This is a genomic window from Microbacterium sp. W1-4-2 (assembly GCF_058349885.2).
Map to the genome: position 1 here is coordinate 536500 of NZ_JBYRJC020000001.1, position 16192 is coordinate 552691.

A 16192-nucleotide genomic window follows, 5' to 3' on the forward strand; every position below is an offset into this window, starting at 1 on the left:
ATCGGAAAGGGGCCCGAACGCCATGGCTGATCGACCAGCACCCTTGCCTGACCCGACCGAGCCGCTGAACATCCCGCCGAAGCCGCCGCTTCCGGCGCCGCCGACCGAGCCCATCTCGTCGCCGGCACCGGATGCCGCGGCCGCGGCATCCGCGTCGCCGACGCCGGCCGAGCCGCCCGTCGAACCCGAGGCGACCACCCTGCCGCTGCCGATCGTGCCCGCAGCGCCCGCCTACCCGCAGACCGGGCAGTACCCGCAGACGGCGGCGTACCCGCAGTACACGCAGCAGATGCCCGCGCAGGCGGCCGCCGCGCCCGCCCCGCCGCGCAAGCGCCGGCGGTGGAAGGGTCCGGTCATCACCCTGAGCGTCGTGGTCGTGCTCGCGGTGCTCGCCGGGGTCGGCTGGGTCGCCGGCAACGCCTGGGCCAAGCAGACCGTCATCGACCAGGTGCAGCAGAAGACCCGCCAGGCCCTGGGCGTGCCGGCCGACCACCCGGTCGAGGTCACGGTCGCCGAGCCCATGCTGCCGCAGCTGGTGGCCGGTGACCTCAGCACGCTCACGGTCACCGTCCCCGACGCCCCGCTGGGAAAGACGACCGGCGACGTGACCGTGAACGCCACCGGCGTGCCGATCCGCGGCGACGGTGCGGCCACGAGCGTGCAGGCGGACGTGAGCCTCAAGCCCGACGCGATCGCGAAGCTCGTCGGCGACCTCGGCCGCACCGTGCCCGGCTCCCTGCACATCGTCGGCAAGGACGTCGCGGTCTCGCTCGACCCGTCGCAGTTCCTCAGCGGCGTCTCGTTCACGCTCACCCTGCGCCCGTCCGCGAAGGACGGCCGGCTGGTGCTCACCCCGGTCGGATTCGACGTGGGCGGCGAGAAGATGTCGGCCGACATCATCCGGCAGCGCTTCGGGACGCTGGCCGACGGCATCCTCGCCCCGCGCAGCTTCTGCGTGGCCACGACGTTCCCGAAGGGCATGACGATGACCGCCATCGAGGTGGGCAGGGATGCCGTGACCACGTCGTTCCACGTCGACCCCCGCATCATGGCGGACCCGTCGTTACAGAAGCCGGGCACCTGCGGTTGACCCCGGTAGACTTCAGAGATACTCCCGGTGCAGGCGTCGACCCGGCGCGACCGGAGAACCCTTCCGGAAACGCCGCACCGAAGCATCCACCGATTGGACCGTCCTTGTCCGCCTCCGCCCACCCTCTCGCCCCGCCGATCGTCCCCGACGACGCCAACGGGCTCGTCGAGCGCGTGTGGCCGGCCTCAGCGCGACGCGACGAGCACGGCGAGCTGACCATCGCGGGCGTGGGCGTCGCCCGGCTGCGCGACACGTTCGGCACGCCGCTGTACGTCCTCGACGAGGACGAGGTGCGCTCGCACGCCCGGCGCACCGTCGCCGCGTTCGATGCGGCGGCCCTCGCGCACGGCACCACGGCCCGCGTCTACTACGCGGGCAAGGCGTTCCTGTGCACCGAGGTCGTGCGCTGGGTCGCGGACTGCGGCATGAACGTCGACGTGTGCAGCCTCGGCGAGCTCGAGGTGGCGCTGGCCGCCGGCGCCGATCCGGCGCGGCTCGGCTTCCACGGCAACAACAAGCGCACGATCGAGCTCGAACGCGCCGTCGAGGCCGGCGTGGGCACCGTGATCGTCGACAGCCTCATCGAGATCGAGCGGCTCGCCGCCATCGCCGACCGCCGGGGCGCCGTGCAGCAGGTGCTGCTGCGGGTCAACAGCGGCGTGCACGCCGAGACCCACGAGTTCCTGGCCACCGCGCACGAGGACCAGAAGTTCGGCTTCGCGATGGATGCCGCACCCGCCGCGGTCGCCCGCATCCGCGAACTCGGCTCGCTGCGGTTCCTCGGACTGCACTGCCACATCGGCTCGCAGATCTTCGGCGTCGCCGGCTTCGCCGAGTCGGCCGCCCGCCTCGTCGACCTGCACGCGCAGCTGCTCGAGGACGGCCCGATCCCGCTGCTGAACCTCGGCGGCGGGTTCGGCATCGCCTACACCGCCGCCGACGACCCGACCCCGATCGAGGACCTGGCCGCCGGCATCGTGGCGGCCGTCGCGCAGGAGTGCGAGGTGCGCGGCATCCCCCTCCCCGAGCTGGCGTTCGAACCCGGCCGCGCGATCGTCGGCCAGGCCGGCGTCACGCTCTACGAGGTGGGCACCGTCAAGCCCGTAACGATCGGCGAGGACGCGCAGCGCCTCTATGTCAGCGTCGACGGCGGCATGAGCGACAACCCGCGGCCCGCGCTGTACGGCGCGCAGTACTCCGCGCGACTCGCGTCGCGGGTCTCGGATGCCGCGCCCGCCCTGGTGCGCGTCGTCGGGTCGCACTGCGAGTCCGGCGACATCGTCGTCGACCAGGAGCACCTGCCGGGCGACGTCGCCCCGGGCGACCTGCTGGCCGTGCCCGCCACCGGCGCCTACTGCTTCTCGCTCGCGAGCAACTACAACTACCTGCCGCGCCCTGCCGTCGTCGCCGTGCGCGGCGGACAGGCCCGCGTCATCGTGCGCGGGGAGACGATCGCCGACCTCCTGCAGCGGGACGCCGGCATCGCCGAGGAAAGGAACGCATGATCGACTACCGTCGCCTGCGCATCGCCCTGCTGGGCGCCGGCTCCGTCGGATCGCAGGTCGCCGACCTGCTGCTCACCCACGCCGACGAACTGGCCGACCGGTCCGGTGCGGCGCTGGAGTTGGCAGGCATCGCCGTGCGCGACCTCGACGCCCCGCGCGACACCGACCTGCCGCGCGAGCTGTTCACCACCGACGCCGAGACGCTCATCGTCGGCAGTGACATCGTCATCGAGCTGATGGGCGGCATCGAGCCGGCCCGCACGCACATCCTGACGGCGCTGAACTCGGGCGCCGACGTGGTGACCGGCAACAAGGCGCTGCTGGCCGCGCACGGCGCCGAGATCTACGATGCCGCCGACCAGGTCGGGGCGTCGGTCTACTACGAGGCGGCCGTCGCCGGGGCGATCCCGATCATCCGTCCGCTGCGCGACTCGCTGGCCGGCGACCGCGTGCACCGCATCATGGGCATCGTCAACGGCACGACGAACTACATCCTCGACCGGATGGACGCCGAGGGCGCCGAGATGCCCGAGATCCTCGCCGACGCGCAGCGCCTCGGCTATGCCGAGGCCGACCCGACCAGCGACATCGAGGGCTACGACGCCGCGCAGAAGGCGGCGATCCTGGCGAGCCTGGCGTTCCACACCAGCGTCCCGCTGGAGGCGGTGCACCGCGAGGGCATCACGTCGATCACGCGGGCGACGATGGATGCCGCGCGCCACGCCGGCTACGTCATCAAGCTGCTCGCGGTGTGCGAGCGGGTCACCGGGCGGGCTGCGGCATCCGGCACCGCATCCGAGGCCGACGAGGCGATCTCGGTGCGCGTGTACCCCGCCCTGATCCGCCGCGACCACCCGCTGGCCAGCGTCCACGGTGTGAACAACGCCGTGTTCGTCGAGGCGGAGGCGGCGGGCAACCTCATGTTCTACGGCGCCGGGGCCGGGGGAGTGCAGACCGCATCCGCCGTGCTCGGAGACGTCGTCTCGGCGGCCCGGCGTCACATCGCCGGCGGCGTCGGAGTGGGCGAGTCGACGAGGGCGAACCTCCCCGTGCTCGACATCGGCCACGTGGTCACCCGATACCAGGTCACCCTCGAGGTCGACGACCGGCCGGGCGTGCTCGCGCGCGTGGCGGGCATCCTGTCCGAAGGACGGGTATCGATCGCGACGGTGGAGCAGACCATCCAGCCCTCGCCGGACGGCGAGGCGGGCACGGGCTCGGCCCGGCTGGTGATCGGAACGCACAAGGCTTTGGAGCAGGACCTCGGCGACACCGTGCAGCGGCTCGCCGCCGAAGACGTGGTGGAGCGCGTCGTCTCGGTCCTGCGTGTGGAAGGAGACTGACATGGCACATGTCTGGCGCGGAGTCCTCCGCGAATACGCCGACCGACTCGGCGTCACCGAATCGTCGACCGTGGTGACCCTCGGCGAGGGCGGCACACCGCTGATCCCGGCCCCCGCGCTGTCGCGCCGTACCGGCGCCGAGGTGTGGGTGAAGTTCGAAGGCATGAACCCGACCGGCTCGTTCAAGGACCGCGGCATGACCGTGGCGCTCTCGCGCGCCGTCGAGCACGGCGCGAAGGCGGTCGTGTGCGCCTCGACCGGCAACACGTCGGCCTCGGCCGCCGCCTACGCCGCGCACGCGGGCATCACCGCGGCCGTGCTCGTGCCCGAGGGCAAGATCGCGATGGGCAAGCTCGCGCAGGCCGTGATCCACGGCGGGCGGCTGCTGCAGATCCGCGGCAACTTCGACGACTGCCTCGAGATCGCCCGGGAGCTGGCCGACAACTATCCCGTGCACCTGGTGAACTCGGTCAACCCCGACCGCATCGAGGGGCAGAAGACCGCGGCCTACGAGGTCGTCGAGCAGCTCGGCGACGCCCCCGACTTCCACTTCATCCCGGTCGGCAACGCCGGCAACTACACGGCCTACAGCCGCGGCTACCGCGAAGAGGCCGCCCGGGGCGTCGCGACCCGCGTGCCGCGCATGTTCGGCTTCCAGGCCGAGGGCTCGGCGCCCATCGTGCGCGGCGAGGTCGTGAAGAACCCCGAGACGGTCGCCACGGCGATCCGCATCGGCAACCCGGCGTCGTGGCACCTGGCCCTCGAGGCGCGGGATGCCACGAACGGCTGGTTCGGCGCGATCGACGACGGGCGCATCCTCGCGGCCCAGAAGCTGCTGGCCGCCGAGGTGGGCGTGTTCGTCGAGCCCGGCTCGGCCGTGAGCGTGGCGGGCCTGCTCGACCGCGCCGAGGCCGGCGTGATCCCCGCCGGGTCCCGCGTCGTGCTCACCGTCACCGGGCACGGCCTGAAGGACCCGCAGTGGGCGCTGCGCGAGCTCGACGGCACCGAGGTCACCCCGACCGTGGTCGACGCCGACACCCGCCAGGTCGCTGAAGTGCTCGAGCTCGGCGCGTCCGACACCGTGTCCGACACCGCGGAGGCGACCGCGTGAGCCCAGCCCTGGTGTCGCCGGTCGTGGCGGGACGCACCGTCGCGGTGCGGGTGCCCGCCACGAGCGCGAACCTGGGGCCGGGCTTCGACACGCTCGGCCTCGCGCTGAGCCTGTACGACGAGATCGTCGTCGAGGCCCTGCCCGAGGGCGAGCTGCGGATCGACGTGACCGGCCCCGGGTCCGAGGCGGTGCCGCGCGACGACTCGCACCTGGTGGTGCGGGCCATGGCGTATGCGTTCGAGGCGGTGGGGCGCCGGATGCCGGGGGTCGGGCTGTCCAGCAGCATCGTGATCCCGCACGGCCGGGGCCTCGGATCGTCCGGGGCCGCCGTGGTCGCGGGGCTGCTCGCGGCCCGCGGCCTGCTGGCCGGAGACGTCGAGTTCGGCCCGTCGCTGCTGCTGCGGCTGGCCACCGAGCTGGAGGGGCACCCCGACAACGTCGCCCCGGCGCTGTTCGGAGGACTGACGATCGCGTGGATGGACGAGCACGGCCCGCAGTACAAGAAGCTGCTCGTGCACCGCGGCGTCGCGCCGCTCGTGTTCGTCCCCGAGTTCGTCATGCCCACGAGCGTCGCCCGGGGGCTGGCTCCGCTGCAGGTCACCCGCGAGGACGCCGTGTTCAACGTGTCGCGCTCGGCACTGCTGATCGCCGCGCTCACGCAGAGTCCCGAGCTGCTGCTGGCCGCGACCGACGACAAGCTGCACCAGAACTACCGCGCACAGGCCATGCCCGACACCGACCGGCTCGTGCGGGCGCTGCGCGCGGCCGGGTTCGCCGCGGTGCTCAGCGGTTCGGGTCCCTCGGTCCTGGTGCTCGCCGACGGACCCGGCCGGCGTCTGGAGGCGGCCCAGCTCGCGGCATCCGTCACGGACACGCCCTGGGAGGCGCTGATGCTCGCCGTCGACTTCAAGGGTGGTACAGTGAGAAACCATACGGAGGATGCTTCGCAGTCAGCGACGCACGCGTCGTGAACTGGCGAGAATCTTTTCCTCCATCGCATTCTGCGAACACCCGCACCGCCCCGCCGGCTGACATGACCCGGTCTGGGACTCGTCCCCGGCCCCTGTGAGCCGACGGCGCACCGGCGCGCGTCCCCGACGCCCGTCCGGAGCGGTTCTGTCTATCCAATCGTTTTGACAAGGAGAACTCGTGGAGTCCATCTCCGAGATCCACACCGGCGACGCTTCCGGCGCCCCCGCCTCTGCCGAGAGCGCTGCCGCTCCCGCCCCGGGCGGATCCAAGCCCGAGACGCTGATCGACCTGCCCGAGGCGGCCGAGGCCAAGCCCGCGCGCAAGCGCGCGCCGCGCCGTGCCAAGAGCGAGCCCGCCGCCGCGGCGGACTCGTCCGAGGCAGCGTCCGCACCGGCCGAGACCGCGCCCGCCGCCGAGCGGTCGCAGGCCGACGCGCCCACCGCCGAGCCCGCCTCGGCCGACGGCCAGGCCCCGGCCGAGGCCCCGGCCAAGAAGGCGCCCGCCCGCACCCGCAAGAGCCCGGCCAAGAAGAAGGCCGAGGCCGAGCAGCAGGCCGCCGACGCGCAGGCCGAGGCGCCCGCCGAGACCACCGCCGTCGTCGAGGGCGCCCAGGGCGCCCAGGGCGCCCAGAAGCCCGAGCCGACCGCCGACGGCGCGGCCGAGGCATCCACCCCCGCCAAGGGCGGGCGCAGGAAGCCAGCCTCCGCCGAGGCGCCGGCCGAGGGCGCGTCCGAAACGCCTGCCGAGTCGCCCGCTCCCGCCGAGGGCGGCGAGTCCGAGGGCGGCGAGCAGCCGTCGCGCAGCCGCAACCGCGGCCGCAACCGCAATCGCAACCGCAACGCGGGCGGCAACGGAGGCAACGCCGGCCAGGGCGGCCAGGGCGGCGGCAACGAGTCCGACGACGACGAGCGCGGATCGGGTCGCGGGCGCCAGCGCAACAAGCGCCGCGGCGCCGCCGGCGACGAGTTCGAGACCGAGATCGGCGAGGACGACGTCCTGGTCCCGATCGCGGGCATCCTCGATGTGCTCGAGAACTACGCGTTCGTGCGCACGACCGGCTACCTTCCCGGGGCGACCGACGTGTACGTCTCGCTCGGCCAGGTCAAGAAGTACAACCTGCGCAAGGGCGACGCGATCGTCGGTGCGATCAAGCAGCCCCGCGAGGGCGAGCAGTCCAGCCGCCAGAAGTACCACGCGCTCGTGAAGGTCGACGCGGTCAACGGACTGAGTGTCGAGGATGCCGCGGCCCGCGTCGAGTTCGGCAAGCTGACGCCGCTGTACCCGCAGGAGCGCCTGCGCCTCGAGACCGCGCCCGAGAAGCTCACGCAGCGCATCATCGACCTGGTCGCCCCGATCGGCAAGGGTCAGCGCGGCCTCATCGTCGCCCCGCCCAAGGCCGGCAAGACCATCGTGCTGCAGCAGATCGCCAACGCGATCGCGACGAACAACCCCGAGGTCCACCTCATGGTCGTGCTCGTCGACGAGCGGCCCGAAGAGGTCACCGACATGCAGCGCACGGTCAAGGGCGAGGTCATCGCCTCGACCTTCGACCGCCCGGCCGAAGATCACACCACCGTCGCCGAACTCGCGATCGAGCGCGCCAAGCGCCTGGTCGAGCTCGGCCGCGACGTGGTCGTGCTGCTCGACTCGATCACCCGGCTCGGCCGCGCCTACAACATCTCGGCGCCCACCAGCGGCCGCGTGCTCACCGGCGGCGTCGACGCCTCGGCGCTGTACCCGCCCAAGCGGTTCTTCGGCGCGGCGCGCAACATCGAGAACGGCGGATCGCTCACGATCCTCGCGACCGCTCTCGTGGAGACCGGGTCGAAGATGGACGAGGTCATCTTCGAGGAGTTCAAGGGCACCGGCAACAGCGAGCTGCGCCTGAACCGCCAACTGGCCGATAAGCGCATCTTCCCGGCCGTGGACGTCAACGCGTCCTCGACCCGCCGCGAAGAGATGCTGCTGAGCCCCGACGAGGTCAAGATCACGTGGAAGCTGCGCCGCGCGCTTGCGGGCCTTGACCCGCAGCAGGCGCTGGAGGTCGTGCTCGGCAAGCTCAAGGAGACGCAGTCCAACGTCGAGTTCCTCGTGCAGATGCAGAAGTCGATCCCGGCGCCGACCGCCGGCCACGGCGGCGGCCACTCGCACGGGCACGAGAACAGCATCCGCTGAGCCCGGTCGAGTGGTGGCCGAGTCCGCAGCGCCCGAGCCGGCGATGTTCGAGTCCGTCAAGGGCCTCATCGCCGAGCACAAGGCCGTCCAGGAGGAGCTGAGCGATCCCGCCGTCCACGCCGATGCGGCGCGGGCCAAGCGGGTGAACCGGCGCTACGCCGAGCTGTCGAAGATCGTCGCGGCCCATGATGCGTGGGCCGCGGCATCCGACGATCTCGCGGCCGCGCGCGAGCTCGCCCGAGAGGACGACGCGTTCGCGGACGAGATCCCGGCGCTCGAAGAGCAGGCCGCCGCAGCGCAGGAGAAGCTGCGGCGCCTGCTCATCCCGCGCGACCCCGACGACGCCCGCGACGTGATCATGGAGATCAAGCAGGGCGAGGGCGGCGCCGAGTCGGCGCTGTTCGCCGCCGACCTGCTGCGCATGTACCTGCAGTACGCGGCCTCGAAGGGCTGGAAGACCGAGTTGCTCGAGCGCAACGAGTCGGATCTCGGCGGCTACAAGGACGTGCAGATCGCGATCAAGGGGTCCTCGTCCGATCCCGCACAGGGCGTGTGGGCGCACCTGAAGTACGAGGGCGGCGTGCACCGCGTGCAGCGCGTGCCGGCCACCGAGTCGCAGGGGCGCATCCACACCTCGACCACCGGCGTGCTCGTCTTCCCCGAGGTCGACGAGCCCGACGAGATCGAGATCAACCCGAACGACCTGAAGATCGACGTGTACCGCTCGTCCGGCCCCGGCGGTCAGTCGGTGAACACGACCGACTCGGCCGTGCGCATCACACACCTGCCCACCGGCATCGTCGTGTCGATGCAGAACGAGAAGAGCCAGCTGCAGAACCGCGAGGCGGGCATGCGCGTGCTGCGCGCACGGCTCCTGGCCCGCCAGCAGGAAGAGCTGGCGGCTGCGGCATCCGACGCCCGGCACTCGCAGATCCGCGGCATGGACCGCTCCGAGCGCATCCGCACCTACAACTTCCCCGAGAACCGCATCGCCGACCACCGCACCGGGTACAAGGCCTACAACCTCGACCAGGTGATGGACGGCGCGCTCGACCCGATCGTCGAATCGGCGGTGCGCGCCGACGAAGAGGCGCGGCTTTCGGCCCTGGCCGACGAGGCCTGAGCCTCAGATGTAGTACTCGGGCGCGGCCAGCAGCGCCCGAGTGTCCTCGCCGGGGCGCCGCGCTCGGGGCTTGGCGGGCACGCCCACCAGCACGCTGTCGGGGGGCGCGTCCTTGGTGACCACGGCGTTCGCGCCGATCACGCAGCCGGCGCCGATCGTGATCGGGCCGAGCACCTTCGCGCCCGCTCCGATCGCGACGCCGTCGCCGATCGTGGGATGCCTCTTCCCGCCTTCGCGCTGACGTCCGCCGAGCGTCACCCCGTGGTACAGCATGACGTCGTCGCCGACCTCGGCGGTCTCGCCGATGACCACGCCCATGCCGTGATCGATGAAGAACCGGCGGCCGATCACCGCGCCGGGGTGGATCTCGATCCCGGTGAGCCAGCGCGTGAGCTGCGAGCCCGTGCGCGCGACGAACCGGATCCTGCGCATCCACAGCGCATGCCAGACGCGGTGCGCCCAGATCGCGTGCAGGCCGGGGTAGAGCAGCGCGATCTCCACGCCGCTGCGCGCCGCAGGGTCGCGCAGCCGTGCGGCGGCGACGTCCTCGCGGATCCGGTCGACGACGCCCATGTCACTTGGCCTCTTCGCGCTTGGCCTCTTCGCGCTTGGGCTCGCGCAGGTCCTCGAACAGCGCGGTGCTGAGGTACCGCTCGCCGGTGTCGGGCACGATCACCACGATGCGCTTGCCGGCGCTCTCGGGCCGTGCGGCGATCTGCAGCGCGGCCCAGACCGCGGCGCCCGCCGACATCCCAGCGAGGATGCCCTCCTGGGCGGCGAGGGCGCGCGCCGTGCTCAGCGCGTCCTCGAACTCGACGCCGATGACCTCGTCGTACACGTCGGTGTCGAGCACCGGCGGCAGGAAGTTCGGCCCGATGCCCTGGATCTTGGCCGGGCCCGGGTGGCCCTCGGCCAGCAGCGGCGAGGTGGCCGGCTCCACGGCCACGACCTTCACGTCGGGATTGCGCTCCTTGAGCACCTGTCCGACACCGGTGATCGTGCCGCCCGTGCCGACGCCGGCGACGAACACGTCGACGTCGCCGTCGGTGTCGCGCCAGATCTCCTCGGCGGTGGTCTCGCGGTGGATCGCGACGTTCGCAGGGCTCTCGAACTGCTTGGCCAGGATCGCCCCCGGCGTCTTCGCCACGATCTCCTCGGCGACCGCGATCGCCCCGGTCATGCCCTTGTAGGGGTCGGTGAGCACGAGCTCGGCCCCGAGCGCCTTCAGCAGCACGCGGCGTTCCTTCGACAGCGAGGCGGGCATCGTGATGATCACCTTGTAGCCGCGTGCGGCGCCCACCAGCGCCAGCGCGATGCCGGTGTTGCCGCTGGTGGATTCGACGATCGTGCCGCCGGGCGCGAGGGTGCCCGACGCCTCGGCCGCGTTCACAAGCGCGATGCCGAGGCGGTCCTTCACGCTCGAGCCGGGGTTGTAGAACTCGAGCTTGGCGAGCACCTCGGCCTGCGAGCCGTCGGTGACGCGGTTCAGGCGCACGAGCGGGGTGCCGCCGAAGGCGGTGGTGATGTCGGAGTGGATGCCGGGCATGTGGGGCCTTTCCGCGATTCGGGATCGGCCTCAGCCTACGGTCGCCGGGCGGGCGCGGGGGAGGAATGTGTCGAAAATGTCGCTCGTCACATTCCGTCACCGGCGGTCACACGGCGACACGGCATCAGCGCCGGCGGCGCGTGCGGCATACCGTCAGCAGGGATGCATCACCTCGCACACCGTCAGCGACTCGGGTTCTTCACCCGGGTGCTCGAAGCCGCGCCCGCCGCCGACCGCTATCGGTTCGCGGTGGAGCAGATCGTCGCCGCTGAGCGGGCCGGGTTCGACACCGCGTGGGTGGCGCAGCACCACTTCCACCGCGACGAGGGCGGCCTGCCGTCGCCGTTCGTGCTGCTCGCGTACGCCGCGGCGTTCACCGAGCGCATCACGCTGGGCACCGCGATCGTCGCACTGTCTCTCGAGGACCCGCTGCGGGTGGCCGAGGACGCGGCGGTCCTCGCCCGGCTGTCGGGTGGCCGATTCGAGCTGGGCGTGGGCAGCGGCAGCACCGCGAGCGCGTTCGCTCCGTTCGGGAAGGATGCCGCGCACCGCTCGCGGCTCTACGTCGAGAACGTGCGGCGCCTGGACGATGCGCTGGCCGGCGCCCGCCTGACCGCCGACGACGGCGCCCTGTATCCGGCGGCCCCCGAGCTGCGCACGACGATCTGGGAGGCGACGTCGTCGGTGCCGGGGGCGACGCGGATCGGGGCGGCCGGTCACGGGCTCATGCTGGCGCGCTCGCAGCCCCGCTCGGCCGGCGAGCAGAGGGGCGGCGGCGACCAGAGCCTCGGGGCGATGCAGCGGCCGCTGGTCGAGGCGTACCTGGACGCGTTGCCGGCGGGGGCGACGCCGCGGGTCCTCGCTTCGCGCAGCGTGTTCGTCACCGACGACAGGGTCACCGCACGGGCGCTCGCCGAGCGCGGCCTCGAGCGAGCGGCCGGCGACGCGCGTAGGGCGGGACTGGGCGTGCCCGCGGGCGCGACCGCCGAGGTGCTGGCGGCCCTCGACGTGCACGTCGGCACGCCGGACGAGGTGGTCGCAGAACTGGCCGCCGACGAGGTGCTCGCCGCGGCCACCGACATCGTCTTCCAGGTGCACCCGGTCGATCCGCCGCACGAGCTCGTGCTGCGATCGATCCAGCTGATCGCCGGCGAGGTCGCTCCCGCGCTCGGATGGCGGCGCGGAACGCTGCAGCGCCGCTGACCGTCAGACGATCAGCGGCGCTGCGAGGGTGTTGTCAGTGGGCGGCGTCGAATGCTTCGAGCACCGCGGCCGGCACCCGGCCGCGGTCCGACAGCTCGTAGCCGTTCTCTTTCGCCCAGGCGCGGATGGGCCCATAGTCCCGCTGACCGGTGCGGCGGCGTCCGCCGCGCGCCACGGTGGTGCGGCGGGCTCCGCGGCCTCCGGCCACGGCGCGACCGGCTGCCACATAAGGGCTCACCGCGTCGCGCAATGCGGAGGCGTTCTCGTCGGTCAAGTCGATCTCATAGGCGATGCCGTCGAGCGAGAACAGAACGGTCTGACCCTCGCCGGGTTCGAGAACGGTTCCATCCATGTCGTCGACCAATTGGTGCACGATTTTTCTGGCCATGGATGAATTCTGGCAGAAGCCGGCATTCGACACGCGAATTGATTATAGAACTTTAAGGAAGAATGCCCGCGCGCCGCGCTTTGGCGACTGCGGAATGCCGGGTCGAGGCATCCAATTTCGACATCGCGGCCGCGAGATACGATTTCACGGTCGCCTCTTTCAATCCCAAGGCGATTCCGATCTGCGCATTCGTCGAACCCAGAGCGGCGCATGCCAGCACGTCGGTCTCACGCGGAGAAAGAGGGATTTCGAGTTCGACGGGGGATCGATCGGCCGACAACGCCGCCAGACGGAGTTCGACCTGTGCGAGTCGCCGGCGCAATGCACGGTCTTCGACGGTCGCTGCGATCTGACGCAATTGGGCGTACGCCTCGCGCAGCTCCTCTTGCGTGGTCGCGGTCAGAGCCGATGTGTGATCGGGGACGGGAATGCGCGCCAGACGCCGGTTCACCTCGTCGCGGATGCGCAATTCGGTGGCGACCTCGTCGGCGATCGCGAAAGCGGGGCGGGCGGCGAGCTCGCCGATCGGGGCCTGGCCCCACGAGCCGCAGTAGAGCACGCCGCGCGGGGTGCCCGCGACGATCACCGGAACGGCGAACAGGGTCGCGATGCCTTCGCCGAGGACGACCCGGTCGTAGTCGTGGGTGATGCCCTTCGCGGTGCGGTAGTCCAGGGCCAGCCGCGGCCGTGTCTCGATCACCGCGCGTCCGCCCAGGCCCCGGCCCCGTTCGACCACGAGGGTGTCGAGCAGGTGCGTGCGCGCGCCCGACACGGCGCTGACGTGCACGCCGTCCTCGTGCAGCAGCCCGCCGAACGCGACGGGGAAGCGGGTGCGGGCGGTCAGCTCGGCCACGGCGTGTGAGATCAGATCGGCATCCGGGGCGGCGGTGGCAGCGGACACGCGCAATACCTACTTCCGGGGGTGACGGGGATTCACAGGTGCTTCGTAGCCTCAACCCTACTCGCGTGTCGATCCCGATCACGCTGTCATTGTGCGGTGCATCGATGCACCGCTCAGTCATGAGGCAAGGAGGCCCCGTGTCAGATCCCACGACCGATGTCACCCCGAAGGGGGGCATCGACTACGTCGCCGTGCAGGAGTCGGCGCCGTTCCGATCATTGCGGAAGGCGCAGCGCAGCTTCGTCTTCCCGCTGTCGGTGGCGTTCCTGCTCTGGTATTTCGTCTATGTCCTGCTGTCGTCGTTCGCGACGGAATTCATGTCGCAGCGCGTCTGGGGCGACATCACCGTCGGCCTGCTGTTCGGGCTCGGTCAATTCGTCACGACATTCGCCATCACGATGTGGTATGTGTCATACGCGAATCGCAAACTGGACCCGAAGGCCGAGTCGATCCGGGAAGAACTCGAGAACCGGCAGGGGGCGGCGTCGTGAACGGACTCGTCTTCGCCGCCGACGGCGCCACGGAAGTCGAGAACAACCCGATTCTGAACATGACGATCTTCGCCCTGTTCGTCGCCGTCACGCTGTTCATCGTCATTCGCGCCAGCCGCAACAACAAGACCGCCGCCGACTATTATGCGGCGGGTCGTTCGTTCTCGGGTCCGCAGAACGGATTCGCCATTTCGGGCGACTATCTGTCCGCGGCGTCGTTCCTCGGCATCTGCGGTGCGATCGCCGTGAACGGATATGACGGATTCCTCTATTCCATCGGATTCCTCGTCGCATGGCTCGTGGCCCTTCTGCTGGTCGCCGAGCTCATGCGCAACACCGGCAAGTTCACGATGGCGGACGTGCTCTCGTTCCGCCTCAAACAGCGCCCGGTGCGGATGGCGGCGGCGATCACCACGCTCGTGGTGTGCCTGTTCTATCTGCTCGCGCAGATGGCCGGCGCCGGCGCCCTGGTGTCGCTGCTGCTGGGCATCGACGGCGAGCTCGGCCAGTCGCTGGTGATCGCCGTGGTGGGCGTGCTGATGATCGTGTACGTGCTGGTGGGCGGCATGAAGGGCACCACCTGGGTGCAGATCGTGAAGGCGGGGCTGCTGATCGTGGGCGCGGTCGTCATGACGATCTGGGTGCTGGCGCTGAACGGCTTCAGCATCGACACGCTGCTCGAGAACGCCGTGGCCGCCTCCCCGGCAGGAGAGAAGGTGCTCGCCCCCGGTCTGCAGTACGGCAGCAACCCGTGGGACTTCATCTCGCTGGCGATCGCGCTCGTGCTCGGCACGGCCGGCCTGCCGCACGTGCTGATGCGGTTCTACACGGTGCCGACGGCCAAAGAGGCGCGGCGCTCGGTCGTGTGGGCCATCTGGCTGATCGGCCTGTTCTACCTGCTCACGCTCGTGCTCGGCTACGGCGCCGGAGCACTGGTGGGTCCCGAGGCGATCAAGAAGGCGCCCGGCGGCGTCAACTCGGCGGCTCCCCTCCTGGCGGCCCACCTGGGCGGTCCAGTGCTGCTGGGGATCATCTCGGCGGTCGCGTTCGCCACGATCCTCGCCGTGGTCGCGGGGCTCACGATCACCGCGGCAGCGTCGTTCTCGCACGACATCTACACGAACGTCGTCAAGAGGGGCAAGGTCGAGCCGGGCACCGAGGTCAAGGTCGCCCGCCGCACCGTGCTGGTGATCGGCGTGCTCGCCATCGTGGGCGGCATCGGCGTGCAGCACCAGAACGTCGCGTTCCTGGTGGCGCTGGCCTTCGCGGTGGCGGCATCGGCCAACCTGCCGACCATCCTCTACTCGCTGTTCTGGAAGGACTTCACCACGCGCGGCGCGGTGTGGAGCATGTACGGAGGCCTGGCCGCCGCGATCATCCTCATCTTCCTGTCTCCGGTGTTCTGGGGCACCGAGACGAGCGTGTTCAAGGACATCGGAACCGCCCTGTGGCCGCTGAACAACCCGGGCATCGTCTCGATCCCGGTCGGCTTCGTGCTGGGCTGGCTCGGCTCGGTGCTCTCGAAGAAGGACGAGGACCCGGAGCGCGCCGCCGAGATGGAGGTGCGGTCGCTGACCGGCTTCGGTGCCGAGAAGGCGGTGGAGCACTGACACGGTCCACACGGTCGATCGGCCCCGGACGCGATGCGTCCGGGGCCGATCCCGCACCGCCGGCGGCCTACTCGCCGGTGCTGCGTTCGAGCGCGAGAAGATAGCGCTTGACCTCTGCACGCCCCCCGTACCCGCCGATCGAGCCGTCCGAGCGGACCACCCGGTGCACGGGAACCACGACCGAGAACGGCGAGCGGGCGCACGCGTTGCCCACGGCACGCGCGGCGCGCGGATGACCGGCCATGGCGGCCACCTCGCCGTACCCCGCCGTCTCGCCGAACGGGATGTCGCACACCCGCTGCAACGCGTCCCGGGCGAACCCGCCGCCCACCAGGCGCCAGTCCAGCGGCAGGTCGAACGCGCGGCGCCGCCCGTCGAAATACTCGTCGAGCTGACGACGGGCCTCGTCCGCGCCGGCATCGTCGCGGCCCGGGGTCGACCCGAGCGCGAGGGTGAGCTCGGCCAGCTGCTCGCCGATGCCGCGCTCGTCGTCGTCGCGCAGCACATGCGCACACACCAGGCCGGCGTCGGTGGAGGCGAGGAACACGTCGCCGACGGGGGAGGGGTGGACGGTGAAGGTGGTGTGCGTCATGCGTCCATCCTGGTCCGCCGCGGGGGTCGGCGACGGACCGGAGGCCGGATCCGTGAAGAACCCGCCGGGCTGCGCCGGCTGTGCAGGAGGCGCCGATCAGGGGGCATCCGGGCCTGTAATCCAGCGAAACCCGCTCGGGATG

Annotated in this window: 15 protein-coding genes; 10 read left to right on the top strand and 5 right to left on the bottom strand. The window is 71.3% G+C overall.

The annotated features are described in order from the left end of the window. Positions 1-22: 22 nt before the first annotated feature. The 7 genes from AC3RX0_RS02300 (at position 23) to prfA (ending at position 9319) form a co-directional block, all read left to right on the top strand. Positions 23-1090, top strand: a complete 1068-nt coding sequence (locus AC3RX0_RS02300; RefSeq protein ID WP_498165853.1) for an LmeA family phospholipid-binding protein — start codon at positions 23-25, stop codon at positions 1088-1090. A 104-nt stretch (positions 1091-1194) separates the two neighbouring features. Then, positions 1195-2595 (top strand): diaminopimelate decarboxylase, encoded by a 1401-nt coding sequence (lysA, locus tag AC3RX0_RS02305; RefSeq protein WP_491504324.1) that lies wholly within the window; start codon positions 1195-1197, stop codon positions 2593-2595. Continuing rightward, a complete protein-coding gene (locus tag AC3RX0_RS02310) occupies positions 2592-3938 on the top strand; it encodes a homoserine dehydrogenase (protein ID WP_491504325.1) in 1347 nt (448 codons plus the stop codon). Before lysA ends, AC3RX0_RS02310 begins: the two co-directional genes overlap by 4 nt. Before the next feature lies 1 nt (position 3939). Next, complete coding sequence (gene thrC / locus AC3RX0_RS02315) at positions 3940-5049, top strand: threonine synthase (protein WP_491504326.1); 1110 nt, start codon at positions 3940-3942, stop codon at positions 5047-5049. Beyond that, positions 5046-6020 carry a homoserine kinase gene (gene thrB, locus AC3RX0_RS02320; protein ID WP_491504327.1) on the top strand — a complete coding sequence of 325 codons (975 nt, stop codon included), beginning with the start codon at positions 5046-5048 and terminating at the stop codon, positions 6018-6020. The genes thrC and thrB overlap by 4 nt, the downstream gene beginning before the upstream one ends. A gap of 178 nt (positions 6021-6198) precedes the next feature. Then, complete coding sequence (gene rho, locus AC3RX0_RS02325; protein WP_491504328.1) at positions 6199-8196, top strand: transcription termination factor Rho; 1998 nt, start codon at positions 6199-6201, stop codon at positions 8194-8196. A gap of 43 nt (positions 8197-8239) precedes the next feature. Beyond that, entirely contained in the window at positions 8240-9319 is a 1080-nt protein-coding gene (gene prfA, locus AC3RX0_RS02330; RefSeq protein ID WP_491505359.1) for a peptide chain release factor 1, read from the top strand. A 3-nt stretch (positions 9320-9322) separates the two neighbouring features. Here the strand turns inward: prfA and epsC are convergent, their stop codons facing one another. Both epsC and cysK read right to left on the bottom strand, forming a co-directional pair. Next, complete coding sequence (gene epsC / locus AC3RX0_RS02335) at positions 9323-9892, bottom strand: serine O-acetyltransferase EpsC (protein ID WP_491504329.1); 570 nt, start codon at positions 9890-9892, stop codon at positions 9323-9325. 1 nt (position 9893) lies between these two features. Next, positions 9894-10865: a cysteine synthase A gene (gene cysK / locus AC3RX0_RS02340; RefSeq protein WP_491504330.1), complete on the bottom strand. Its 972-nt coding sequence runs from the start codon at positions 10863-10865 to the stop codon at positions 9894-9896. 162 nt (positions 10866-11027) lie between these two features. Between cysK and AC3RX0_RS02345 the strand changes: the two genes are divergently transcribed. Further along, entirely contained in the window at positions 11028-12068 is a 1041-nt protein-coding gene (locus tag AC3RX0_RS02345) for a putative FMN-dependent luciferase-like monooxygenase (RefSeq protein ID WP_491504331.1), read from the top strand. A 34-nt stretch (positions 12069-12102) separates the two neighbouring features. Here AC3RX0_RS02345 and AC3RX0_RS02350 read toward each other — a convergent pair whose 3' ends face one another. Together AC3RX0_RS02350 and AC3RX0_RS02355 are read right to left on the bottom strand one after the other, a co-directional pair. Continuing rightward, positions 12103-12456: a histone-like nucleoid-structuring protein Lsr2 gene (locus tag AC3RX0_RS02350; protein WP_491505360.1), complete on the bottom strand. Its 354-nt coding sequence runs from the start codon at positions 12454-12456 to the stop codon at positions 12103-12105. A 52-nt stretch (positions 12457-12508) separates the two neighbouring features. After that, a complete protein-coding gene (locus tag AC3RX0_RS02355; protein ID WP_491504332.1) occupies positions 12509-13357 on the bottom strand; it encodes a LuxR C-terminal-related transcriptional regulator in 849 nt (282 codons plus the stop codon). A 137-nt stretch (positions 13358-13494) separates the two neighbouring features. Between AC3RX0_RS02355 and AC3RX0_RS02360 the strand changes: the two genes are divergently transcribed. Next, on the top strand, positions 13495-13848 hold the full coding sequence (locus tag AC3RX0_RS02360; protein WP_498165855.1) for a DUF485 domain-containing protein: 354 nt from the start codon (positions 13495-13497) through the stop codon (positions 13846-13848). Then, positions 13845-15458: a monocarboxylic acid transporter gene (locus tag AC3RX0_RS02365; RefSeq protein WP_491504333.1), complete on the top strand. Its 1614-nt coding sequence runs from the start codon at positions 13845-13847 to the stop codon at positions 15456-15458. Before AC3RX0_RS02360 ends, AC3RX0_RS02365 begins: the two co-directional genes overlap by 4 nt. 67 nt (positions 15459-15525) lie before the next feature. Here AC3RX0_RS02365 and AC3RX0_RS02370 read toward each other — a convergent pair whose 3' ends face one another. Continuing rightward, positions 15526-16050: a methylated-DNA--[protein]-cysteine S-methyltransferase gene (locus tag AC3RX0_RS02370; RefSeq protein WP_491504334.1), complete on the bottom strand. Its 525-nt coding sequence runs from the start codon at positions 16048-16050 to the stop codon at positions 15526-15528. Positions 16051-16192 lie beyond the last annotated feature (142 nt).

Coding starts and splice junctions, on each gene's coding strand:
- AC3RX0_RS02300 (WP_498165853.1), top strand. CDS start 23: ATGGCTGATCGACCAGCACCCTTGCCTGACCCGACCGAGCCGCTGAAC.
- AC3RX0_RS02310 (WP_491504325.1), top strand. CDS start 2,592: ATGATCGACTACCGTCGCCTGCGCATCGCCCTGCTGGGCGCCGGCTCC.
- thrC (WP_491504326.1), top strand. CDS start 3,940: ATGGCACATGTCTGGCGCGGAGTCCTCCGCGAATACGCCGACCGACTC.
- prfA (WP_491505359.1), top strand. CDS start 8,240: ATGTTCGAGTCCGTCAAGGGCCTCATCGCCGAGCACAAGGCCGTCCAG.
- epsC (WP_491504329.1), bottom strand. CDS start 9,892: ATGGGCGTCGTCGACCGGATCCGCGAGGACGTCGCCGCCGCACGGCTG.
- cysK (WP_491504330.1), bottom strand. CDS start 10,865: ATGCCCGGCATCCACTCCGACATCACCACCGCCTTCGGCGGCACCCCG.
- AC3RX0_RS02345 (WP_491504331.1), top strand. CDS start 11,028: ATGCATCACCTCGCACACCGTCAGCGACTCGGGTTCTTCACCCGGGTG.
- AC3RX0_RS02350 (WP_491505360.1), bottom strand. CDS start 12,456: ATGGCCAGAAAAATCGTGCACCAATTGGTCGACGACATGGATGGAACC.
- AC3RX0_RS02370 (WP_491504334.1), bottom strand. CDS start 16,050: ATGACGCACACCACCTTCACCGTCCACCCCTCCCCCGTCGGCGACGTG.